We start from the raw sequence: 21,798 nt of genomic DNA, 5'->3' as shown, positions 1-21,798 counted from the left end.
TGATCCTTGATCAGACAACCTGAATTAGGTAGGAAAGTTGTGTGGTAAGCTGTTAAGACAGCTCCACAAATAGGAATACTTGCATATGCGGCAACGCACCCAGGCGCAAGGTTCCTCACGGTTCGGGTAGTAGCGCAGCCTGGTAGCGCACTTCACTGGGGGTGAAGGGGTCGTCGGTTCAAATCCGGCCTACCCGACCATTTTCTCACAAAGGCAGTATTCTTTGCAGATTGGGTTAGCCCTATGTACTGCGCTGAATGATGCGCACTTGCTTGCACAAAAAAGGGAACTGACCAAGCCAGTCCCCTCGTAAATGCGGCTTTTAATAAGGCCTATTGAACAACCTCACCCTTATCAATGACTGTTTTACGGACGACATCTGCAAATTCCTGCGCTTCCTTGCGGATTTGATCTTCATCCACAGTCAGCACGTTACGGTTTTCCATCAGAATACGACCATCAACAATTGAGGTGCTGACATTGGTGGCATAAGCAGAATAAACCAGTGCAGAATATGGGTTAAAGATCGGCACCATGTTGGGCGCTTTGGTATCGATGATAATCACATCAGCTAGTTTCCCGACTTCCAGTGATCCGATCTTGTCTTCCATATGCAGTGCACGCGCAGCACCAATGGTTGCCATTTCAACCACTTTAACCGGAGGCATCGCAGCCCGGTCTTTGTTGGCCAGTTTGTGGACCTTCGCAACCTGCCCCAACTCATCAATGATGGAAAGCGTATTGCCAGACATTGGGCCGTCAGTCCCTAGACCAATACGAAGCCCCTGATCAAACATCTTCAAGGCAGGCGCAACACCTTTCGCTGATTTGATATTGGCACTCATATTGTGAGAGACACCAACATCATGATCCTTCAAAATCTGGATATCATCATCATTTGCTGTAATGGCATGCGCAGCCACCCAGTGTTTTGAAAGCGCACCGATTTCCGCCATGTAACCGATTGGTGTTTTACCCGGCATCCGCTTATCAATCTTCTCACTTTCACGAGATGATTCCGAAAGATGGATCAAGACCGGAACATCCTTTTCCTGCGCCAGCTCGTTTACCTTCACAAGCACCTCAGTTGTGTTTGTATACGGCGCATGAGGCGCAAATGCCGGCGTAATGCGTGGATGGTCTTTGTATTCCTCGATGAAGTTCAAAGCGTATTTGATACCTTCTTCAGCATTCTTCGCATCTGCAACCGGAAACTTGATCACAGTCTCACCAAGCACAGCACGCATGCCAATCTGATCGACTGTCTTCGCGACTTCATCCTCAAAATAGTACATATCAGCATAGGTGGTGACGCCGCCCTTCAGCATCTCCACGTTACCAAGGTTCGCTCCAATACGAACCATATCACGTGAGACAAGTGCTCCCTCCAACGGGAAGATATACCGATGCAGGCGATCAGGAACATCATCAGCCAATGAGCGGAACACAGTCATAGAGACGTGGGTGTGCGCATTGATCATCCCGGGCATAACAATATCGCCGTCCGCATCAATGGTTTTGTCGGCACTGTAATCAGCACTGTCAGATCCGTCAGATACCGCCACAATCTTATTGCCCTTGATTGCCACAAGCCCGCGATCATAAACGGTCTTCTGCGTATCCATGGTCAGAACGTGCGCATTGGTGATCAGCAGATCAACAGCCTCACCTGCATGCGCATTTGTAAGAGCGGTAAAACCAAGAAGAAGAGAAACGAAGCTAAGTTTTTTCATGGAACCTGCAATGCCTTTCCAGCAGTTCAGAATTTTGGTGCCCGGTTGTATTGAGAGAACCTGCAAGCACACTAAAACGTCCTTGGTAGAACGTCATTGGTAGTTCCCACTACAGATTGCCCGATGCTCCAAAATCACTGGGGAGCTTTACAGCACCGCTGCGTAAGCTCCCATCCCCCAGCCATCATGCTAAACCTATGCCATCCGTTCTTTCTGGATCATCAGATAACCACCAATGCCTGCTGCAACAACAAGTGCAAAAGCGAATGCCCACTGCAACGGCCCAGAACCAGCAAGCATGCCGGAAACTGCGGAGATCAGCACTCCGGCCTTACTTATCCCTTCTGGCGTCAACCAAGTGCTCATTGCAGATGTCTCCTCGCCTCGCGCTTTGGCTGCGCCATCTGGCATAACTCCATCACGGACAGGCAGTGATTGAGCCGCAGATGCTGGCGATTTGATCAACTCAAACGAACGTTGCTGCACATCCTTTACCCGGCGCGTCCATCCATTTTTGTTGTAAGGCCAGTTCTTAAGCCGCTTCATAAAACGCAGACGCTCAGCCGAAAGCTTACCGACCAGATCACGCAGATTACGCTTTTCAAGTGCTCCAAACGTTTCAACACCAGCCACGCCATCAACAACAACGCCAAGGATAGCTTGAAGCGTTTTAACCGCCCGCGCAGGCCCGGAGTTCACAGCAAAATCAAAAAGCGCATAATCCAACCCTGAAGGCATTTTATCTCCCCTCACAGCATCCCAATATTGCGCCCGAAAAATATCGATGGCCTCAGCCTGATCCATAGACTGCACCTCCTGAATACTGACAGACTGTCCCCGCCACGCACTCAAAGTCCGTTGAGTAATGCCAAAGTTTGTTGGACCGCCCGGATCAGCCTTACGGCTTCGATGGGCAAATCCCCCTTCACTCTCAAGCAAGTCCGAAACGATCAATTGGAAGGTATCCTGCATCTCTCAGTCCCTAATAAAAAACGGGAGCCAAAGCCCCCGTGCAAACACAAAAAAGGCCGCAGATGCGGCCCATGAAATTCAAACAGTAAGGATCAGTTCTGTGGCACCACTGGTAGGAAGTAATGCAAGGACAATCGAACCTTGCCTCCGGTGAAGTCACCAGTATTCGCGGTCATCCGAACTGGCGTGTCAACATAATACGCCGTCGGCCCAATCACGCCCGCATTACTAGAACCCGCCGCAATCCCTAAGCCCCCTCCAAACTTGCTGCTCTCACCAGCAACTCCGCAGTCATAGGAACTTACACCCGTAACGGCCTCAACCACTCGGACTGACACACAAAACACAATTGCACGGGAGGGGATAACCAACGAGCTCTCAGTCAAACCGCCAGAAACGGTGATCAGCTCATCCGCAGTCACAAACTGACTCTGCGCACCATGAGCACTCTCGCTCAGCACAGTCTTCTCCTGCTGAAACGCCGCACCGCCTGTGACGCTATCAACGCCCAGCCCAGTTACAGAAGAAAACCCAATCCAACTGCCACCAGAGAAAACCTGCATCGCACCAAGGCTTTGCACCCATGCCGCCCAGCCCTCAACCGGGGCTAAAAACCGCCAGATGCCAGCATCAAAGGCTGCAATCTTACTCTCCTGCCCGGCAAAAGCACCCGTCGCAGCAGTAGGCACGATATAACGCCCCCCTTCTACAGGGTCTGCAGGTGGTGTGCTCACACTGTTGGAAACAACGCAAAGCTGCACAACCAGATCAACAAGTGCCAAAGCCTCGTTGTGCGTGACATGTTTTTGCGCTTGAGCAGCTGCCAGAAATGGCAGCTTTAGATGCGGTGTCGTCTCACTCATCATGATCCCCATAGATCGCCTAGCCTACGCAAAAGCGTACCATCCAGCGTCACAAGGGGGATAAGTTGAGATGAAGACCGCAGGCAGGTCAGCCCGCAGCAACAACCAAAAGCTTAAGCAACGTGGCGACCAGTGCCGTCACCAGCCAGAGACCAGATGCGCGTACGGTTGCGAGCCATTTTCTCGTCAACGGCAAATGAAAGCTCAGCGCCATGCAAACCAACAAGACGATGCAGCAGGATCGCGATCTCTGCGGCATCCGCAGCGACATCACGTGAACTCTCGCCACTTTCGACAGCCAGCTGTAGAGCGGCAAGCTCTTCTTTTGCCCGCGCAATCAACGCATTCAGGTCAGCCACCTGCCCAAAGGTTCGCTCACCCCAGGCCGTAATGCTTGCACTGCTTTCAATGGTTACCATGTTCGCCCACCTTCAAACTCTGGGGCCTGCTTTCAAACGGATGGCATGCCAACCTGTTCTAAAACAAACCCAAAACAACAAGCCGGAGCACTCAGGACGTTGCGATCAAGAGCGACGCTTCCGGATTTTGAACATGAATTGAACTCACCCTTACCTTCATCCCGTTAGCCCTCAGGTCAAAGAAAAAGCGGAGACAACTTCCTGTCCCCGCCTATTCTTCAGGTAAAAAAGGCCAGACTTTGGCCCTTTTTTGATAGTTTACATGGTTTCCAGAGCTGAAACGGACTCATTCATGGCCTGATCGAGAACATCCAGCAGGTAATCGGCATTTTCCTTAGAAAAAATCATCGGTGGCCGCATCTTCAACACATTGTCATATGGCCCCTCGGTTCCCATTAAGATACCAAGGTCCTTCGCACGGTTGGCAACACGTCTCGCCATATCTGTTGCTGGCTCTTTGGTCCGGCGGTCTTTCACCAGCTCAATGCCCAGGAACAAGCCCATGCCGCGCACATCGCCAATAAACTCATACTTCTCCATCATCTTTCGGAAGCCAGAGAGGATGTAGTCACCAACAACATGCGCATTCTCGCGCAATCCATCTCGTTCAATCACGTTCAGCACAGAAAGCCCAACAGCACAGGAAACAGGATTACCACCAAAGGTGTTGAAGTATTCCATGCCATTGTTAAAGCTGGCGGCAACCTCACGAGTGGTCACGAGCGCGGCCATAGGATGGCCATTACCAATCGGTTTGCCCATAGTCACAACATCCGGCGTCACGCCTTGTGTTTCAAAGGCCCACCAATGTGATCCGACACGACCAAACCCAACCTGCACTTCATCAGCCACACACAAACCACCCTCAGCACGGATCAGCTTGTAAACTTCATCCAGATAGCCATCTGGCATAAACACCTGACCAGCCACACTTGGAATTGATTCAGCAATGAAGAAAGCTGGCGCACGGCCTTGTTTCTTCATCAGATCCAGCTGCTCGGCTACGCTCTGCACATAACGCGCAGTGATCTCCTCAGGTACCCAGTCCGCAGGAGCGCGGTATGCATCAGGAATAGCAGCTTCAAACACATGATCAGGCCGTCCCTTCCCGCCATTGCGCTTGTACTTGTAAGGGCTCAGCGCAATCAACTCAGGCGTGGTGCCATGATAAGCCCAATCCAGAACCACCGCATCACGGCGCCCGGTATGCGCCTCTGCCATGCGGAGCATTAGGCTGTTCGCCTCACTGCCCGTACACACAAACGAAGCAACCGCCAGATCATCCGGCAGTGTCGCTGTCAGGCGTTCAGAGTACTCAACGATGTTATCGTGCAGGTACCGCGTATTGGTGTTGAGCAAACCCGCTTGATGAGACAAGGCCTCAACCACATCTGGATGCGCATGGCCCAGATGGCAAACATTGTTGAAGCAATCCAGATAAGCCCGCCCGCGGTGATCAATAAGATAAGCGCCTTCACCACGCACAAATTTGATTGGCTCACTGTAAGAGATAGACAGGTTCGGCAGCAGGTTCTGACGACGCGATGAAACAATCTCGCCGACTGACCGCCCAGTACTGCCCAGTGTTTCTTGCGGTAATCCAGCAAAATCGATGGCAGACGGAAACAAGTCAGCCCACACATCAAGATACTTCTTTTCGCCAACACCAAGAATTTCTTCAGCACTCAAGGAAACGTCAGCACAGAGCTGCAGGTGAAGATGGGGAGCCCAACCACCGTTCTCATCTTCCGCACCCAGATACCCGACTGTCTCACCAGCTTTGATCACATCACCCGCGCTCAGTCGGCTCGCTGCCTCATGGGCCATGTGCCCCCAAAGGCTTACAAACGGCTGACCACAGTCTGTTTCATGGTCCAGCGCAATCATGCAACCATAACCAAGCGGGTCTGTCTCAATCACCACAGACCGCACCTTGCCATCCATTGGCGCACAGACACGGGTTCCTGAAGGCAGGAACAAATCAAACCCCAGATGGTTCCGGCGACGCTCTCCTTCGATGAAGCGGCTCTCAAAGAAATCCGAGGAGTAAACACTGCGGCTTTCACCCCATGGACCAATGCCAAGCTCAACGCCATGCGCCTCGCAGTACTCTTCCCACCACTCCTGCGCAGCTTCTGGCTGGCGATCACGAGACGTCACTGTCATCTCATTGTCAGGATCAGCATAAGGCACCAGCGCCTTGGACATGAGCTTGGGATGACGCGCAAACAACGGGGCAAATGAGTTCCGGTTTTCTGCACAAAACGCCGCCACCTTCCGAGCACCCGGCACAGCATCAAAGCCACAGGCCTTGCGCAGGATTGCAGTCGCAAACGATGGTTTCATGCCATAAAGTTTGTAAAGCAGGTTCCAGGCTGGTGCTTCACTGACAGCAAGGTATGGATTGTCGTCAGTCTCCTCTTTCCGCAGAGCAGACAAACTCACGCTTGTCACCAACCGCATCGCAATCAGATCAAAGAGAAGATCAACCTCCCCTTCATCCAACGGATACTCAGCATGGTAGGCAGCAGCCAGATCAGCAGCAGCGCCAATCGGATCAGGCACCTCCATAATCGTATAGGCCGCCGCAATCGCAACTTCTGCAATAACGGGCGTATGCAGGCTGTCACCAAAATCAATAAGACCACAAACGCGGGAATGATCTTCTGGATCAACCAGCACATTCCAGTCATTGGCGTCATTGTGAATGACAGCAGCTCTCAAGCCGGCAAACTGCGGAGCAACAATCCCGTCAAACCGATCAAGGAAGTACTCAACCACGCGCCGCTGATCAGGATCACCAATGGCACTCAGGCGCGCGCGGGCATCACCAGCCGCACGTAAATCCCACTCAAAGCTGCGCAAAGCACCGGGATGCACAAAACCACGCAGCGCCTTATCCATCTTGCCAAGCAACGTTCCCAAACTGGCAACAACACCATCTTCACGCTGAGTTTCAGCCAACGGCACCCCGGGAACCCAGGAAACCACCCGCATGGCATGAGATGCTCCATCCGGTCCGGCGACACTCTGTGTGGCTCCACCATCCTTTGTCAGACGGAGGCGCGGCATAGGCAAATCCGGAGAGGACACAGCAAGATGCTGCAGCATGGCTGTCTGGAATCCAGTCTCAGCGTCGGGCTCACTGGCATTGACGACCTTGACCGTCCAGCGCGTGCCATCCTCTGCATCAAGGCGATGGTTCTGGTCGCGCTCGCTTTCCAATGGAGACAAGTCACCTTTCAGGTTCCAGTGCTCCAGCAGAAGGGCTGCAATGGTATCGCGGTCAAAATTAGGGGCGGGATAGCTAATATCAGTCATAAGTCTCTCCGGTTGCCCGGAATATAACGTACACTGATATTTCAGAACACCGACTTTATGTCAGTTGTACCGCCACTATGTCGCGATTAATAAGTATTTTAACGGCACTCTTCCTGATAGTCCGCTCAGAGGAACTTCAATGCTCGACGCCACCGACCGCGAGATTATCGCGATCCTTTCCAAAGAAGCCCGTATCCCGATCAAAACACTGGCAGCCCGCATAAACCTGTCTCGCAGTGCCACCAGCGAACGCATCACACGGCTGGAGAACAACGGCACAATTCGCGGCTACAGGGCAGACATCGGCGGCCTTGATCCCACGCACATCTCCGCCTTCCTGTTCATCCGCCTATCACGCACGCCAATGCGTGAAATCCTCGACATACTAGCGGCGTTTCCTGAGATTAAACGTGTGAGTTCGGTAAGTGGAGAGCTCGACCTTGTGGTCGAAGTCGTTGCCTCCTCAATGGAGATGCTCAACAACGTCAGAGACGCCATCGCATCCACTGACGGTGTGAAGGACCTTACAACCACTGTCATTTTGCGGGATGAGTTTCAACGCACTTGAAACAGCAAAGGGCGCCGACTGCAACAAAGCAGTGACTGACGCCCTTAAACCAACGCTCAGATTAGCATTCCACCAACCCAAGACCCTATCAATTTTTGCAGATTATCGCGCCTGATCCAGCATACGCTTACACTCCAACAACTCAAAGAGCGTGGACTGCAGCCGATCAACATTGTCCTTGGAAAGTCCAGCAGAACCAGCTGCCTCTTCCTTTTCAGAACCCATCAAACGATCCATGAAACCAAATGCTCCATGTCCACCTTTGCCATGCTGATCCGGCTCGTCATCCGGCAACAGACCGGACGGCAATGGCATCTGCGGCTCAGGCTCGCTCTCAAGCGGAAGCACCGCCTGTTCTTCAACAGACCGTTCAGCAACCCAGTCTTCCTGCGGCTCATACATCTCATCTGGTGACGACATGATAGCCTGCGCAACCGCAGCTTCCGCTGCACTCCGCACTGAACCCTCAGAAACTTGGGATGGATCAGGAGCTACGCCTACAGGCGTATTGGCGCTGGACGAGGTTGGGATGACAACGCCACCACCCTCTTTCCAAACGTCCATAACGACGCGCACGCCTTGCTCTCGCAAAATACGTTGCACGCCTTTAATCGTGTAGCCTTCCCCATAGAGCAAATGGCGGATACCGCGCAAAAGCTCAAGGTCGTCAGGTCTGTAGTAGCGCCGTCCACCGCCTCTTTTCAGAGGTCTGATCTGGGTAAATCGTGTTTCCCAGAACCGCAGAACGTGCTGCGGCAGATCCAGTTCACTCGCTACTTCACTAATTGTTCGGAACGCGTCGGCGCTCTTCTCCACGATGCAGACCCTCTAAACCTTACTATTATCGGGGCAGCAAATTAGCTGGCGCCCTCAACCAGTGCATCATTAATGCGCTGTTTAAGAACATTGCTTGGCTTGAATACCATAACCCGGCGTGGAGAGATCGGAACTTCCTCACCTGTTTTTGGGTTACGGCCAATGCGTTCACCTTTCGAGCGAACAACAAAAGAGCCAAAGCTAGACAATTTGACAGACTCGCCACCTTCCAGGCTGGCAGAAATTTCTGCAAGTACCTGCTCAACGAGTTCGGCAGATTCAGTCCGAGATAGGCCGACTTTCTGGTAAACCGCTTCACATAAATCAGCGCGGGTTACAGTGTGACTACCCATTCCACCCTCCTCCGGTAAAGCCATGATCCGTAAGAATAAAGCTTGCTTTCAACAAGTTACGGTATGGCCAACCGGCGTCAGGGTCAACAGCTCATTTGCTAAGAAATGCAACCCTCTGGGGTTTTTTGCCGCTTTTTACCACTTAAGGAGTACTGAACCCCAGGTAAAGCCGCCGCCCATTGCTTCCAGCATGATCAGATCTCCCTTTTTGACCTTGCCAGCTTTAACAATGCTGTCCAGAGCCAAAGGAATCGATGCAGCCGAAGTGTTGCCGTGCTCGGAAACTGTTTTCACTACCTTTTCAGGAGCGATGCCAAGTTTCTTTGCAGAGGCATCAATGATGCGTTGGTTCGCCTGGTGAGGAACAAACCAGTCCAGGTCTTCCGCAGTTGTGCCAGTGGCATCAAAGGCAGCTTCAATCACATCTGTGACCATGCCAACCGCGTGCTTGAACACTTCTTTGCCCTGCATGCGCAGATGACCTGCAGTCCCAGTGGTGGAAGGACCACCATCCACGTAAAGCTTTTCCTTATGACGGCCATCAGAACGCAAATGACAGGTCAACACACCGCTGGTCTCAGCAGAAGCCTCACCTTCCTGCGCTTCCATGACAACAGCGCCAGCGCCATCGCCAAACAGAACACAGGTCGTGCGGTCTTCCCAATCGAGAATGCGGGAGAATGTTTCAGCGCCAATCACAAGCGCACGCTTAGCCAGACCGCCGCGCAGATATGCATCAGCAGTGGTAACCGCATAAACAAAACCAGAGCACACAGCCTGAACGTCGAACGCAAAACCGTGGTTGATACCCAGTTCGGCCTGAACAGCAACAGCTGTTGCCGGGAACGTGTTGTCAGGTGTAGAGGTTGCCAGAACGATCAGATCGATGTCCTGCGCATCAACACCGGCATTTTCCAGCGCAGCCTTGGCAGCCTTCACTGCAAGATGAGACGTAAACTCACCTTCTGCCGCTATATGACGGTTCTTGATCCCGGTACGCTGAACGATCCACTCATCAGAAGTGTCAACAATCTCGGTAAGCTGCTGGTTAGTAAGTGCTTTTTCAGGCAGATAGCTGCCACAGCCCAAAAATACAGAGCGAAGTGCCTTCACTTTAAACCCTTCAGTTTTCTTCAGCCTCTGAGAAACGACCACGATGGTAGTTTGCCAGATCCTCGGAGATCTTTTTAATCAATTCATTCTTGGCCATATCATAGGCAAGTTCAATGGCAGCACCAAAACCTTCGGCATCAGTTCCGCCATGGCTTTTGATAACAATCCCATTGAGCCCAAGAAAGACCCCGCCGTTGACTTTACGCGGATCCATTTTCGCCCGAAGCCGCTCGAAAGCCCCCCGCGCAAAAAAGTAACCGATTTTAGCCATGAGCGTACGTTTCATAGCAGCCCGTAGGTAGCCAGCAAACTGTTTTGCAGTTCCCTCAGCTGTTTTAAGGGCAATATTACCAGCAAACCCTTCGGTCACGACAACATCAACGGTGCCTTTACCAATGTCATCACCCTCGACAAAGCCGGAGTAAACAAGGTTTGGAGGAGACAGTTCGCGCAGCATTTTGCCAGCTGTACGCACTTCCTCAACACCCTTCACCTCTTCAACACCAATATTAAGAAGACCAACAGTCGGCTGTTTCACGCCATGAACGGAGCGACACATCGCGCCGCCCAAAATAGCAAAGTCGATCAGCTGCTGCGCGTCCGCGCCAATCGTAGCACCCACATCAAGCACAATGGACTCACCGCGAAGTGTCGGCCACATTGCCGCAATCGCAGGACGCTCGATGCCAGACATGGTACGCAGGCAAAACTTGGACATCGCCATCAGCGCGCCCGTGTTACCAGCAGAAACCGCAACATCTGCTTCAGAATTCTTGACCGCAGCGATCGCATTCCACATGGAAGATTTACCGCGGCCCTTGCGCAAAGCCTGACTTGGTTTTTCGTCCATGCCAATCGACACATCGGTATGATGAACAACGGATGCCTGCTTCAGACGAGGGTATTCCTCGAGCATTGGCTCGATGACTTTACTGTCACCGAAAAGTAGGAATTCGATATTCGGGCAGCGTTGCAGCACCTGATCAGCACCAGGCAGCACCACCTCAACACCGTAATCCCCCCCCATAGCATCAAGAGAAATACGTATTTTTTCAGACATTTCCAATTTCTTGCCTTGTCCCAACAAAGTCTGCCCTTGTATCGGCAGACCTCGGAATAGTTAAGAGCATTTTCCCTAAGTTCAGTGGAAATGCGCGTCGCGAAGATACTCGATTATAAACGTCTCGCAACACCCACCTCTAAAAAACCTTTGCAGCAATCTAAGATTATTTTTTGCCTTTAAGGGCTTCTAGTGCAGCAAACGGAGAAGGCTTCTGCTCTTCATCCTGTTTCAGTTCTTCCTCCGGGTCCGGAGCATATTTGTCATCCATTTCAACCCCTTTAGCCCGAGGAAATGGATCCAGACCCAACGCAAAGTGTTCACAAACAACAGCTCCGAAGTCCACCTGAGGGCCTTCGAAATAATCCGGCGGATCACTCTCATCAATATCCAGATCTACTTCCAAGGTATCATCATCACTTCGACGACGCCCCCGGGAATCTTGATCCGGCAAAAATGTACGATCGAACTCTTCGTCCACCATGCACTCAACTGGCTCAAGCGTAACAACACATTGTTGAATAGCTTTGGCGCGGATGTGACCGCGCACCGCCAGTCCATCACGGCGCCACGGACGCACTTCAAGGTCGGCTTCGAACTCAGGCAGCTCTATCAAATCATAGGCCTTGGCGATCTGCGCCCGCTCGCTCTCGTTGAGAACAAGCTTTACTTGTTTGGTTTTCTTACCAAGACGCACCGCATCGAAAAAATAGGCCCACGGGTATTCAGTTTCAGCCATCGCTGGCGCTTTCCCTTATAAGTTCGGTTTTTGGAGCCACAAATTTGACGTCGCCCGCAAGAATTTCATGGGTTGGAAGGGCAGCAAGACCTTCAACCGCCTCATGCATGTAATGAACCAGCGCTCTTATCGCAACAGCTTCACCGCCCTCGCCATAAATGTTTCTTACAAAGGCCTCAAATAGAGCGGAATTGTCCTTGTTTTCCAGAGCCTGCATATAGCTGGCTGTGCGTCCGTAAAACGATTCGACCATAATTCGAACCCGTTTACGCACACCTTCATCGCCAATACCGATCTCTCGCATGCTCTGGTCCATATCCTGAAAAAAATAATCGAATACAGCCTGTGCAAATTTCCGGGACGCCTTATCTTCGCCTCCTAACCGGTGAAAGACACAAAAAGCGTGCAAAACAATCATCTCGAAGCGACCTTCGCTCGTATCAGGTATACCATAGTGCTGATAAAACACTGGTAGTCGTGCCTGCGCGACGATCCGCTCGTAAGTTGTTCTGACGGATGTGTCTTTACGTCGACGGAAAAAACCGAAGATCATGGCACCTCTCTTGCGCTTGTCGAGTTACTTGTGTGACTGCCACGAGGATGGCATAAGCACAAGTCTGAATCTAAACCGCTTGCTTGCTGCATTTTGCTGCAATTTGCAAGCCAACAGGATGTTTGGAATGATTGCATTCGCACGCCGTACTGTGTTCCTCGCTTTTTTGAGCCTGCCACTTGCCGGCTGCTTCACCCAGACACTGACACATGGCCAGGTCGTTTCACCTGATTCAATTCAAGATGTTCAAGTCGGTTCCAGCCGTGAGCAGGTAGAACTTCTCCTTGGTAGCCCGTCCACCACATCTAATCTGGACGGTGAAGCTTACTATTATATCTCGCAAAAGAGCGAAACAGTGGCATTCTGGTCTCCGTCAATCGTCGACCAGCGTGTTGTCGCTGTGTACTTTGATAAAGATGGCTACGTGAGGTCCGTTGCTGATTACGGCATTGAAGACGGCAAAGTCTTTGATTACCTCGGCAGAAAAACACGCACCGGCGGTGCTGATTATGGTCTCCTGACGCAGATCCTGCGTGGAGCTGCAAATCCATCAATCGGTCTCTAAGACCCGCCCACCACGAGTTTGAAAAACGGCGCCTGTTTTATCAGGCGCCGTTTTTTTTATGTGCGTTTAGTGCCTGACCTTACATTGAAAGCCAACAGGCTAGGCTGCCTTAGCCCATTCATATCGCGAATGCTGCCAAATCCTAAGGTTCACGCTTAAAATCACGCTGGTGTTATTGGAGGTTTGCTACATGTGATCGTGTATTGAGGAGTTATACGCATTCTGGCCGTCTTCTTCCGTGGTTTCTTCAAGGCATTAGAGCGCGTTCCTTTTGATTGGCAACAATCAAACGACAAGAATTCGCTCCACCAAGGATGTTAGATCGCGATGTGTGAATGCAAATAAACGCGACGTGCTCTAACGATAAACGCGAAGTAAAATCATGACGCATTCCTCTTCTGCCCTCAAAAAAATTACAGATCTGCGCCCCTCAGATCACGCCCTTTTTGTCTATCTCACACTCGTCACTGCAACCTACCTGATCTGGGTTGGCCTGCTGAAGCTGACAGGACCGGAACATCAGCAAATTGAGTTCTGGCTCGGCAACAGCCCAATTTTCAGTGGAGTAGTTCAAACTCTCGGCGTGCCTCTCACCGGCGTTTTGATGGCTCTTTTTGAAGTCCCGGCGGGCATTCTGGTTCTGCTTGGCCTGAAAGATCGCCGCCTTGGCATTCTCGGCTGCTTGATGGCCATGCTGATCTTCGCCCTCAACTTCCTTTATCTGTTCACAAACCCTGTGTGGATGGATGCCCTCGGAGGTTTCCCGATTATTGGTTCCGGTCAAAACCTCCTGAAATACCTCTCCATGTTTGCAATCCCGGCCTACATTCTCGGGCATCACATGCACACAGCTGGTAAGGAACAGACCGCAAACTCTCTCAAAAAGCTGGCAGTGTTCGCAAGCTTCGCTGGCATCGCGCTGGTCATGGGCTGGATCGGTGCCATGAAGTTTTATGAGTTTGAGGCACAAGGCATTGTCCGCCTGATGCAGTCCAACATCTTCTTCAGCTGGACCTATCAAGTCTGGGATGTTCAGGGCGCTTCCAACTTCATTGGTATCGTAGAGTGGGTCTTCCTGCTTCTGCTGTTGTGCCTGCCATTCAACCGCTTCCTTGGTGGTCTGGGTGTCCTCGGCATCGCTGCAACAGCATTCGGCACCCTCACTTTCATGTTCTCTGTACCGGGTTGGGATGCGGACTCATTCTTCCCCCTCCTCAACCGCACAGGCATCTTCGTCCTGAAAGACCAGTTCCTGCTCGCCGCAGCCATCATCCTCTGGCGCAATTACTGAGCAGCCCGTAGATAGCAATTACTGGAAAGCCGGTGCTCCTAAGGGAACACCGGCTTTTTTCATGTTGAGTTGAAGGTAGCCGACAGTCGTAATGACCTGCAGCGCTCCTCCCAATAGGCTGGTCATAATTGCGATTACATTGGAAACAAAGATGTTTGAGACATATCGCGGGATCGTTTACCCGCAACAGGAAGATCACATGGGTCACATGAATGTGGCTTGGTACACCTCCAAATTTGATGAAGCGACCTGGCACATGCTGGCCCATATCGGCATCACCCCAGCCTATATCCGCGAAAGCAACAAGGGCATGGCTGCACTGGAGATCACCTATAAGTATCTGGCGGAGGTCTCGGCAGGTGATCTGCTGGTTGTGCGCTCTGAAATCAAAGAAATGCGCGACAAGACCATCCTTTTCAAACACACCATGTTTGACTCAATCACAGACACACCCGTTGCCACCATGCAGGCCGTCGGAGTGCATATGGATCGCGAAATCCGCAAGTCCTGCCCTCTGCCCGCGCACGCAAGAGAACGCTACGAAGCCTTGCAGCCAGAGCCAGCAGCCTAGAAAGACACCTCAATTTTACTTAGCAGGTATCAGATAGGAGCCGCTGGCAAAACAACAGACTATACTCATCCTATTGAGTGAATCTGAGTACGACATGCAGCCTTGCTGCATGTTGGAATGATGTGGGCATATCCTTAAAAGGGTGCGGGCGTTTTTCGCAAAAGGATGGGTTCCATCAAAGTGTTGGAGCATGCGGCGTAGATAAGAGTGCGCACAGCATAATCCAGAGTTTCTCTGTTTGCCTGAGTTTAGTCTAGGGGAACCAGTTTTTGCGAGCACTTAAGATGCCTGCCCCACTCAAACGCAGGTCGTCAGTTCTATGGTTGATCGTGGTTGCCAGCGCAAGCCTGGCGCCCTGCATAGAACTTCGCGCGCAGGATAATAGCAACTGGCCATTGGCATGGGCCCAATGGCATAACAGAACGCGCGACTGGGGTGGCATTCGCACCAACCTCTCCGACAAAGGCCTGGATCTTGGTGTTCTTTATACGCAGGACGTAGCCGCAAATCCGGTCGGCGGCTTAAACCAGAGCCTCACCTATGGCGCACGCCTTGAAGGCATGGCAAAGCTGGATTTTGACAAAATCTTCGGCATCAAAGGCAGCAGCCTGCACTACATTATGTACCAAGGTCTGGGACAAGGCCTTTCACAGGAAGTGATTGGCAACGACTTTGGCGTTACCCAGATCTTTTCCAGCGACATCCTGGCCATCGCCAACCTAAGCCTGCAGCAAAAGCTATATCACGATCAGATCTACATCTCAGCAGGCCGTCTCGCTGTAGGAGACATCTTCGCAAGAGACGATACCTTCGCATACTACCTCAACGGCGCACTGAACAGCACCCCCGGTCAGCTGCTCATCAATCAACCAACCTTCACCACTTACCCCTTCAATATATGGGGTCTGGCAGGCACCTACACCTTCCCTGACAATCAGTATATCGGTCTCGGCGTCTATGATGCCTCCGTTGATGACTTGAACAACGCCGAGAACGGCTTCAACTTCCGCTTTGAGCCAAAAGGCGACGTGTTGATGGTTGGACAGGTTGGCGTAAATCCAGGGAAAGATGACACAAGTAAGTATCTCCCCGGCCATTATCAAATCGGCGCCTTCTACAACACCAGTAGAGTTGACGTGCTAGGCACCACAACAGAAACGCGCGAAGGCAACTGGGGCGCCTATGCCATCGCACGGCAGATGATCTATCAGGAAAAGGACCTGCAAGGTCTGAGCCTTTGGGGCCTTGTTACAATCGCACCACAACAAGCCATCAACACCCAACCCTTCGGTGTTAGCGGCGGTTTATTCTATCAAGGCTTGCTCCCCAACAGAGACAATGACGTCACAGCAGGAGCCTTCATCCTTGGCTTTTACAGCGATCACCTACAAGGCCAGTCTTATGAACTCGTCTTCGAGGCCACCCACCGCTACCAGTTTGCAGACTGGTCCTACCTCACTCTGGATTTTCAATACGTGGTCAATCCTGCTGGAAACGACGACATCCCGGACGCCTGGGTCTTTGGCACCGAGTTCTCGGTGAAATTCTAGGTCTTCGCCAAAGCGCTCCAACACCAGAACAGCAAAAAGCCCAGCCATCTCCCAGACCGGGCTTTTTAGTCTCAAATCAGGTCAGAGCAAACTAGTGCGCCAGTACTGCCAGAAGCAGAAGAGCCACAATGTTTGTGATCTTGATCATCGGGTTCACAGCTGGACCAGCAGTGTCCTTGTAAGGATCACCAACCGTATCACCTGTCACCGCAGCTTTATGAGCCTCAGAGCCCTTACCACCGTAATGCCCATCTTCAATGTACTTCTTGGCGTTGTCCCATGCACCGCCACCAGCGGTCATGGAAAGCGCAACAAACAGCCCAGTCACAATCACACCAAGCAGCATAGCGCCCAGAGATGCGAAGGCATTTGCTTTGCCAGCAATCGCTTCAATCAGGAAGTAAATGACGATTGGAGACAGTACAGGCAGCATGCTCGGAATGATCATTTCCTTGATTGCAGCCTTGGTCAGCATATCAACTGCACGGCCATAATCAGGACGAACTTCACCCTTCATAATGCCTGGCTGCTCTTTAAACTGACGCCGAACTTCTTCAACCACAGCACCCGCTGCACGGCCAACCGCTGTCATGGCCATACCGCCAAACAGGAATGGTAGCAGGCCACCAAAGAACAGGCCAACAACCACAAACGGGTTGGACAAGGAGAAGTCGATGGACGCCTCAGTCATTCCCTTGAAGTAAGGGAACTGCTCAGAGTTCGCCACGAAGAACTTCAGATCCTCCGTATAGGCCGTAAACAGCACCAAAGCACCAAGACCGGCAGACCCAATCGCGTAGCCTTTGGTCACAGCCTTTGTGGTGTTGCCAACAGCATCCAGCGCATCAGTCGTGTCGCGCACTTCCGCAGGCAGTTCTGCCATTTCAGCAATACCACCAGCGTTGTCCGTGACTGGACCAAACGCATCAAGCGCCACAACCATACCAGCCAGCGCCAGCATCGTTGTCACTGCAATGGCAATACCGAACAGACCAGCAAGCTGATACGTCACGATAATGCCAGCGATGATCACCAACGCAGGAAGCGCAGTGGATTCCATGGAAACCGCAAGACCCTGAATAACGTTGGTACCGTGACCCGTTTCAGATGCCCGGGCAATCGCCTGCACAGGACGGAAGTTGGTACCGGTGTAATATTCCGTGATCCAGATGATCAGACCTGTCACCACAAGACCGGAGACACCACAGAAGAACAGATCCAGCGGCGTAAAGCTAACGCCATTGCTCATGGTCAGCACTGTGTCCATACCACCGAAGACCCAATAGGTCAGCGGATACAGAATGATTAGCGAAATGATCGCCGTGGCGATGAAGCCTTTGTAAAGCGCACCCATAATCGAGTTGGATGCGCCAAGACGCACGAAGAACGTTCCAATGATGGATGCCACAGAGCAAACACCACAGATCAGCATTGGATACAGCATTGCAGACTGCAAGTTAGCTGTACCGGCAAAGTAGATCGCTGCAAGAACCATCGTCGCAACAAGCGTCACGGCGTAGGTCTCAAACAAATCAGCGGCCATACCTGCACAATCACCAACGTTGTCGCCAACGTTATCTGCGATTGTTGCCGGGTTACGTGGATCATCCTCAGGAATACCAGCCTCAACCTTACCAACAAGGTCACCGCCAACATCAGCACCTTTTGTAAAGATGCCGCCGCCAAGACGGGCGAAGATGGAAATCAGAGAAGCACCAAAGCCAAGAGCCACAAGCGCATCAATCACAGTACGTGATGTTGGCTCAATGCCCATAGGTCCGGTGAGGATCAGATAGTAAACGGCAACGCCCAGAAGAGCGAGACCGGCAACGAACATTCCGGTGATAGCACCGGAACGGAATGCAATTGAGAGCCCTGCCCCAAGGCTCTGGCTTGCAGCTTGTGCAGTGCGAACGTTTGCCCGTACGGAGACGAGCATTCCAATAAATCCTGCGGCACCGGAAAGAACGGCACCGATAACAAATCCAATAGCTACGGTGATAGACAGCAAGTAAGCGACGATGGCGAAGATAACCACGCCAACAATTGCAACACTGGTGTACTGACGAGTGAGGTATGCTTGCGCACCCTCTTGAATGGCACCAGCGATTTCCTGCATTTTCGCAGACCCGGTGTCAGCAGCCATCACGCTGCGAATTGCCCAGATGCCGTAAACGACAGAGAGCAAACCGCACGCAATGGTAACGATAAGTTCAGTCATATTTCCTCCCCTAAGGGTACCCTGCTACTTATGTGTGTGTTCGTAGCAAAATCCGCACTGCAATTGTGTAAATTAACGAACACAGTGACGGTATATACCTGTCACTATCCGTCAAGTTGCTTTTGCGTGGTAGTGGAAGGAAACACGTATGTTGAAAGGAGAGAAACTATTTGGAATTATTCAAACTTTAACTTCCCGTTTTTCAGTAAACATCAGTGAGACAACAAGAAATAGACATAAGATAACGAACGGGAACACCATTAGGTTGACAGTTTCCCATCCAAACACGTTTAACAATTTCCCTGAGGAAAACGAGGCAGTTGCGACTAAACCAAAGACGAAGAAGTCGTTTATGGACTGGACTCTGTTTTGTTCTTCTGGTCGGTAAGTTTGGGTCAGCAACGCAGACGCCCCGACGAAAGAAAAGTTCCAGCCAAGACCAAGTAAAATCAGGGAACTCCAGAAAATCCAACGCTCTAGTCCCGTAAGGCCAACCAGCGCGCACACCGCATAAAGCAAGAATCCGGTGCCAATTACAGCTCCATGGCCGAATCGACTGATCAAACTACCCGTAATAAAACTAGGTGCGAACATGGCAATCACGTGCCACTGGATGCCAAGAGCCGCATCTGAGTTCGTCAACCCGCAAGCAACCATGGCGAGCGGTGCAGAGGTCATGATCAGATTCATGATCGCGTAACTGATCATTCCACAACCAACAGCCACAAAGAACTTTTGTTGCTTCAGAATCTCTAAAAGCGGCCGTCCACGTTCATGCTTTTCCATCTTCGGTGGCAAAGGTATTTCCAAAAACGCCACAAAAAACAAACCGATAAGCATCAGGACCGCTTGTGCAAGGTAGGTTCCGACAAAAAGGAAGGGCTCAAACATGCCCTGTGTCAGAATTACGGTCTGCGGACCAACCACACCGGCAAGAATACCACCGGTCAAAACCCATGAAATTGCTTTGGGCTTGAAGGCAGGGCTGGCGGTATCAGCAGCAGCAAAACGCGCCTGTTGGGTAAAGGCCATCACAAAACCACTGCCGAGAGTAGAAACACAAAGCAGCGTAAAACTACCAAGGTAGGCAGCGTAGGCGGCAACCAAAGCAAACAGCACACCAAACAGCAGCGCACCAACAAGCCCGGCGCGGCGTCCAAAACTGCGCATGATCATGCCAGCAGGCAACGTCCCGATGGCGGTTCCAAGCACAAAAGCAGTAACAGGCAATGTTGCCAGAGACTTGTCGTCAACCAACAAAACTGAAGCAAGAATAGATGTGGTTGCAAAAATGATAGGAGGAACACCACCAGCAAACGACTGGGCAAGCGCCAAAAGCAGCGCATTGCGCTTTGCCAATCCGTCATCAATCAACGGAGCCGCCAGAGTATTTGCCATAATGTAAACTTTCAAAGAAATCAGGAAGGAACCGACAGCCTAATCAATTCCACGTAATGAGCAACCACAGAGCTCACCAGATCATCTGTAACTTCGGGAGATATACGCACAACTCGATGAGAATACGTCATGCAAGGCAGCTATTGTCGATTATTTAGTTTTCTAAATCTTCTCTTTTGACCCAGAAAGAAGTCCTGTGACAACCTCTGCAAGCTGTTCAGGATAGATGATTTCGTCACTTTGATGAAGTTCATCAAGGGGCCACCATCGATAGGTTTTGGCTATTTTGCTCGTTGGGTGATCTAGAAGATCAGATGCAATCTCAAAACACTGCGTGCGGATGAGGTAATAACGTTCATGAGCCTCAACCCATTCACCAGAGCCCATCTGAAACTGTGCTGATCGACGGAAAACATCCTCTCCGAGTTTTACCTCAACACCAGCTTCCTCAAGAAGCTCTCGTCGCGCTGCTTGTTCAAATGTTTCACCCGCATCAAGTGCGCCACCCGGTGTAGTCCAGTGAGTGGCAACTTTGGGATCCCTGCGCGTCCAATCATAGCGGAACAGAAGGATACGATCATCTTCATCAAATACGAAAAGGCGGGCAGATAGACGTTCTCTCATCTTCAATACTCAAAGCAACCAAAGCCCCTAAAAGAGCTGAACTCTCAGTCAAAAATGCTTGAACCCGTCAGCCCCGTGAAGCGCATAGGTCTCACCATTCAGGCTCAAAGCAATCTCTTTCTTGGAAACATCAGCAGCACCCAAAACACCAATCTGAACACAGCGCAAACCAGCTACCTGAAGTGCCACTTCAAAAGCCACCGCGTTCTCAGGCATCACAGCAGCGAGAATCTCGTAGTCATCCCCTCCCGTAATCGCTGTTTCAAGGAAGGCAGCATCCTTTGCAATCATTGCAGAGGCAGCATCAGACAGAGGAGCAGTCTCCAGCTTCACGGATGCCTGTAATTGCGACGTCCGGCACATGTGGCCTAGATCAGCAACCAAGCCGTCAGACACATCCATCGCAGCAACAGCATAATCACGAAGCGCTTGAGCAGCACCAACACGAGGCTGAGGCAGCAAATAACGGTTTAAGAGGAAATCACGCTGTTCAACAGAGAGCTCAAGCTTATCTGCGAGTTCTTCATTAAGACGTAACTGCAAGCCAAGCGCAGCATCACCAATGGTGCCTGTCACATAGAGCAGTGCACCAGCAACAGCCTCATTGCGCCGAACCACTTGCCCCGTTGGCACCTGACCAAACGCAGTAATGGAAAGCAGCGGTCCTTGCGGGCAGGAAATCGTATCCCCGCCAAGAAGGTCAATCTGGAACTGATCCTGAACCAGCTTCAAACCGCGGCAAAACTCTGCAACCCACTCTTCACTGATGTCTTTGGATAGCCCAAGGCCCAGCAAATACCCCTTAGGCTCAGCCCCTTTTGCCGCCAGGTCCGAAAGATTCACACCAAGCGCTTTTTGCGCGACTTCAAAGGGAGGGTCATTTTCAAAAAAATGAACCCCTGCCATCAGCATGTCTTTGGTTACAACCAAATCACATCCGGTGTCAGGGGCAAATACAGCAGCATCATCTTGCAGATGCACAGCACCCGCGCTGGTGGCGAGCGGCGCAAAATAGCGCTCTATAAGCGAGAACTCTCCCGGTCTGGAACTGGCAGCTCTCTCGCTCAT

Annotated in this window: 20 protein-coding genes and 1 tRNA gene; 6 read left to right on the top strand and 15 right to left on the bottom strand. The window is 51.5% G+C overall.

The features are described 5' to 3' along the window. The first annotated feature begins 123 nt into the window (after positions 1-123). A tRNA-Pro gene (locus BM231_RS15905) sits at positions 124-200 on the top strand. A 132-nt stretch (positions 201-332) separates the two neighbouring features. On the opposite strand, the gene BM231_RS15900 is transcribed toward BM231_RS15905, so the two are convergent. The 5 genes from BM231_RS15900 to BM231_RS15880 all read right to left on the bottom strand — a co-directional run bounded on the left by BM231_RS15900 (position 333) and on the right by BM231_RS15880 (position 7,308). Further along, positions 333-1,733, bottom strand: a complete 1,401-nt coding sequence (locus BM231_RS15900; RefSeq protein WP_093521166.1) for an amidohydrolase — start codon at positions 1,731-1,733, stop codon at positions 333-335. A gap of 195 nt (positions 1,734-1,928) precedes the next feature. Beyond that, positions 1,929-2,705, bottom strand: a complete 777-nt coding sequence (locus BM231_RS15895) for a glycoside hydrolase family 108 protein (protein WP_093520872.1) — start codon at positions 2,703-2,705, stop codon at positions 1,929-1,931. 92 nt (positions 2,706-2,797) lie between these two features. Beyond that, entirely contained in the window at positions 2,798-3,568 is a 771-nt protein-coding gene (locus BM231_RS15890) for a DUF2793 domain-containing protein (protein WP_167550307.1), read from the bottom strand. 113 nt (positions 3,569-3,681) lie between these two features. Beyond that, positions 3,682-3,987, bottom strand: coding sequence for a nucleoside triphosphate pyrophosphohydrolase family protein (locus BM231_RS15885; protein WP_063289197.1), 306 nt, complete (start codon positions 3,985-3,987; stop codon positions 3,682-3,684). A 258-nt stretch (positions 3,988-4,245) separates the two neighbouring features. Further along, positions 4,246-7,308, bottom strand: coding sequence for an aminotransferase class III-fold pyridoxal phosphate-dependent enzyme (locus BM231_RS15880; RefSeq protein ID WP_093520868.1), 3,063 nt, complete (start codon positions 7,306-7,308; stop codon positions 4,246-4,248). 139 nt (positions 7,309-7,447) lie between these two features. Between BM231_RS15880 and BM231_RS15875 the strand changes: the two genes are divergently transcribed. Next, positions 7,448-7,876: an Lrp/AsnC family transcriptional regulator gene (locus BM231_RS15875; protein WP_063305406.1), complete on the top strand. Its 429-nt coding sequence runs from the start codon at positions 7,448-7,450 to the stop codon at positions 7,874-7,876. 102 nt (positions 7,877-7,978) lie between these two features. Here the strand turns inward: BM231_RS15875 and BM231_RS15870 are convergent, their stop codons facing one another. The 6 genes from BM231_RS15870 to BM231_RS15845 all read right to left on the bottom strand — a co-directional run bounded on the left by BM231_RS15870 (position 7,979) and on the right by BM231_RS15845 (position 12,510). Next, positions 7,979-8,692 carry a MerR family transcriptional regulator gene (locus BM231_RS15870; RefSeq protein WP_063311611.1) on the bottom strand — a complete coding sequence of 238 codons (714 nt, stop codon included), beginning with the start codon at positions 8,690-8,692 and terminating at the stop codon, positions 7,979-7,981. A gap of 41 nt (positions 8,693-8,733) precedes the next feature. Next, a complete protein-coding gene (locus tag BM231_RS15865) occupies positions 8,734-9,045 on the bottom strand; it encodes an integration host factor subunit alpha (protein WP_057464306.1) in 312 nt (103 codons plus the stop codon). Between the two features lie 135 nt (positions 9,046-9,180). Further along, positions 9,181-10,158, bottom strand: coding sequence for a beta-ketoacyl-ACP synthase III (locus BM231_RS15860; protein ID WP_063311612.1), 978 nt, complete (start codon positions 10,156-10,158; stop codon positions 9,181-9,183). 10 nt (positions 10,159-10,168) lie between these two features. Continuing rightward, complete coding sequence (gene plsX / locus BM231_RS15855; RefSeq protein ID WP_057464304.1) at positions 10,169-11,218, bottom strand: phosphate acyltransferase PlsX; 1,050 nt, start codon at positions 11,216-11,218, stop codon at positions 10,169-10,171. A gap of 166 nt (positions 11,219-11,384) precedes the next feature. Continuing rightward, positions 11,385-11,957, bottom strand: a complete 573-nt coding sequence (locus tag BM231_RS15850) for a DUF177 domain-containing protein (protein ID WP_093520866.1) — start codon at positions 11,955-11,957, stop codon at positions 11,385-11,387. Continuing rightward, entirely contained in the window at positions 11,950-12,510 is a 561-nt protein-coding gene (locus BM231_RS15845) for a ubiquinol-cytochrome C chaperone family protein (RefSeq protein ID WP_208860422.1), read from the bottom strand. The genes BM231_RS15850 and BM231_RS15845 overlap by 8 nt, the downstream gene beginning before the upstream one ends. A gap of 127 nt (positions 12,511-12,637) precedes the next feature. Here BM231_RS15845 and BM231_RS15840 point away from each other — a divergent pair, with 127 nt between their 5' ends. From BM231_RS15840 to BM231_RS15825, 4 genes are all read left to right on the top strand, one after another. After that, positions 12,638-13,075 (top strand): outer membrane protein assembly factor BamE, encoded by a 438-nt coding sequence (locus BM231_RS15840; protein ID WP_063311614.1) that lies wholly within the window; start codon positions 12,638-12,640, stop codon positions 13,073-13,075. 382 nt (positions 13,076-13,457) lie between these two features. Then, on the top strand, positions 13,458-14,366 hold the full coding sequence (locus tag BM231_RS15835) for a DUF417 family protein (protein ID WP_093520864.1): 909 nt from the start codon (positions 13,458-13,460) through the stop codon (positions 14,364-14,366). Positions 14,367-14,517: 151 nt separating this feature from the next. Beyond that, positions 14,518-14,937 (top strand): acyl-CoA thioesterase, encoded by a 420-nt coding sequence (locus tag BM231_RS15830; RefSeq protein ID WP_093520862.1) that lies wholly within the window; start codon positions 14,518-14,520, stop codon positions 14,935-14,937. Positions 14,938-15,221: 284 nt separating this feature from the next. Continuing rightward, positions 15,222-16,487, top strand: a complete 1,266-nt coding sequence (locus tag BM231_RS15825; RefSeq protein WP_093520860.1) for a carbohydrate porin — start codon at positions 15,222-15,224, stop codon at positions 16,485-16,487. 91 nt (positions 16,488-16,578) lie between these two features. On the opposite strand, the gene BM231_RS15820 is transcribed toward BM231_RS15825, so the two are convergent. From BM231_RS15820 to thiL, 4 genes are all read right to left on the bottom strand, one after another. Then, the gene (locus tag BM231_RS15820) at positions 16,579-18,708 is read right to left on the bottom strand and encodes a sodium-translocating pyrophosphatase (protein ID WP_093520858.1); all 2,130 of its coding nucleotides are present in this window, start codon (positions 18,706-18,708) and stop codon (positions 16,579-16,581) included. A gap of 180 nt (positions 18,709-18,888) precedes the next feature. Beyond that, positions 18,889-20,106: an MFS transporter gene (locus BM231_RS15815; RefSeq protein WP_063311619.1), complete on the bottom strand. Its 1,218-nt coding sequence runs from the start codon at positions 20,104-20,106 to the stop codon at positions 18,889-18,891. A gap of 162 nt (positions 20,107-20,268) precedes the next feature. Then, a complete protein-coding gene (locus tag BM231_RS15810) occupies positions 20,269-20,730 on the bottom strand; it encodes an NUDIX hydrolase (RefSeq protein WP_093520856.1) in 462 nt (153 codons plus the stop codon). A 48-nt stretch (positions 20,731-20,778) separates the two neighbouring features. After that, positions 20,779-21,798, bottom strand: coding sequence for a thiamine-phosphate kinase (gene thiL, locus BM231_RS15805; RefSeq protein ID WP_093520854.1), 1,020 nt, complete (start codon positions 21,796-21,798; stop codon positions 20,779-20,781).

Source organism: Pseudovibrio ascidiaceicola, from assembly GCF_900114245.1.
Classification (GTDB): Bacteria; Pseudomonadota; Alphaproteobacteria; order Rhizobiales; family Stappiaceae; genus Pseudovibrio; species Pseudovibrio ascidiaceicola.
This window is presented reverse-complemented; position numbering and strand designations above follow the sequence as displayed.

Excerpts from the sequence above, each read along its gene's own strand:
- BM231_RS15815 (WP_063311619.1), bottom strand. The coding sequence starts at position 20,106 with ATGGCAAATACTCTGGCGGCTCCGTTGATTGATGACGGATTGGCAAAG.
- BM231_RS15865 (WP_057464306.1), bottom strand. The coding sequence starts at position 9,045 with ATGGGTAGTCACACTGTAACCCGCGCTGATTTATGTGAAGCGGTTTAC.
- BM231_RS15850 (WP_093520866.1), bottom strand. The coding sequence starts at position 11,957 with ATGGCTGAAACTGAATACCCGTGGGCCTATTTTTTCGATGCGGTGCGT.
- BM231_RS15845 (WP_208860422.1), bottom strand. The coding sequence starts at position 12,510 with ATGATCTTCGGTTTTTTCCGTCGACGTAAAGACACATCCGTCAGAACA.
- BM231_RS15895 (WP_093520872.1), bottom strand. The coding sequence starts at position 2,705 with ATGCAGGATACCTTCCAATTGATCGTTTCGGACTTGCTTGAGAGTGAA.
- BM231_RS15900 (WP_093521166.1), bottom strand. The coding sequence starts at position 1,733 with ATGAAAAAACTTAGCTTCGTTTCTCTTCTTCTTGGTTTTACCGCTCTT.
- plsX (WP_057464304.1), bottom strand. The coding sequence starts at position 11,218 with ATGTCTGAAAAAATACGTATTTCTCTTGATGCTATGGGGGGGGATTAC.
- BM231_RS15880 (WP_093520868.1), bottom strand. The coding sequence starts at position 7,308 with ATGACTGATATTAGCTATCCCGCCCCTAATTTTGACCGCGATACCATT.
- BM231_RS15885 (WP_063289197.1), bottom strand. The coding sequence starts at position 3,987 with ATGGTAACCATTGAAAGCAGTGCAAGCATTACGGCCTGGGGTGAGCGA.
- BM231_RS15840 (WP_063311614.1), top strand. The coding sequence starts at position 12,638 with ATGATTGCATTCGCACGCCGTACTGTGTTCCTCGCTTTTTTGAGCCTG.
- BM231_RS15820 (WP_093520858.1), bottom strand. The coding sequence starts at position 18,708 with ATGACTGAACTTATCGTTACCATTGCGTGCGGTTTGCTCTCTGTCGTT.
- BM231_RS15810 (WP_093520856.1), bottom strand. The coding sequence starts at position 20,730 with ATGAGAGAACGTCTATCTGCCCGCCTTTTCGTATTTGATGAAGATGAT.
- BM231_RS15830 (WP_093520862.1), top strand. The coding sequence starts at position 14,518 with ATGTTTGAGACATATCGCGGGATCGTTTACCCGCAACAGGAAGATCAC.
- BM231_RS15835 (WP_093520864.1), top strand. The coding sequence starts at position 13,458 with ATGACGCATTCCTCTTCTGCCCTCAAAAAAATTACAGATCTGCGCCCC.
- thiL (WP_093520854.1), bottom strand. The coding sequence starts at position 21,798 with ATGAGCGAGAGAGCTGCCAGTTCCAGACCGGGAGAGTTCTCGCTTATA.
- BM231_RS15825 (WP_093520860.1), top strand. The coding sequence starts at position 15,222 with ATGCCTGCCCCACTCAAACGCAGGTCGTCAGTTCTATGGTTGATCGTG.
- BM231_RS15890 (WP_167550307.1), bottom strand. The coding sequence starts at position 3,568 with ATGAGTGAGACGACACCGCATCTAAAGCTGCCATTTCTGGCAGCTGCT.
- BM231_RS15875 (WP_063305406.1), top strand. The coding sequence starts at position 7,448 with ATGCTCGACGCCACCGACCGCGAGATTATCGCGATCCTTTCCAAAGAA.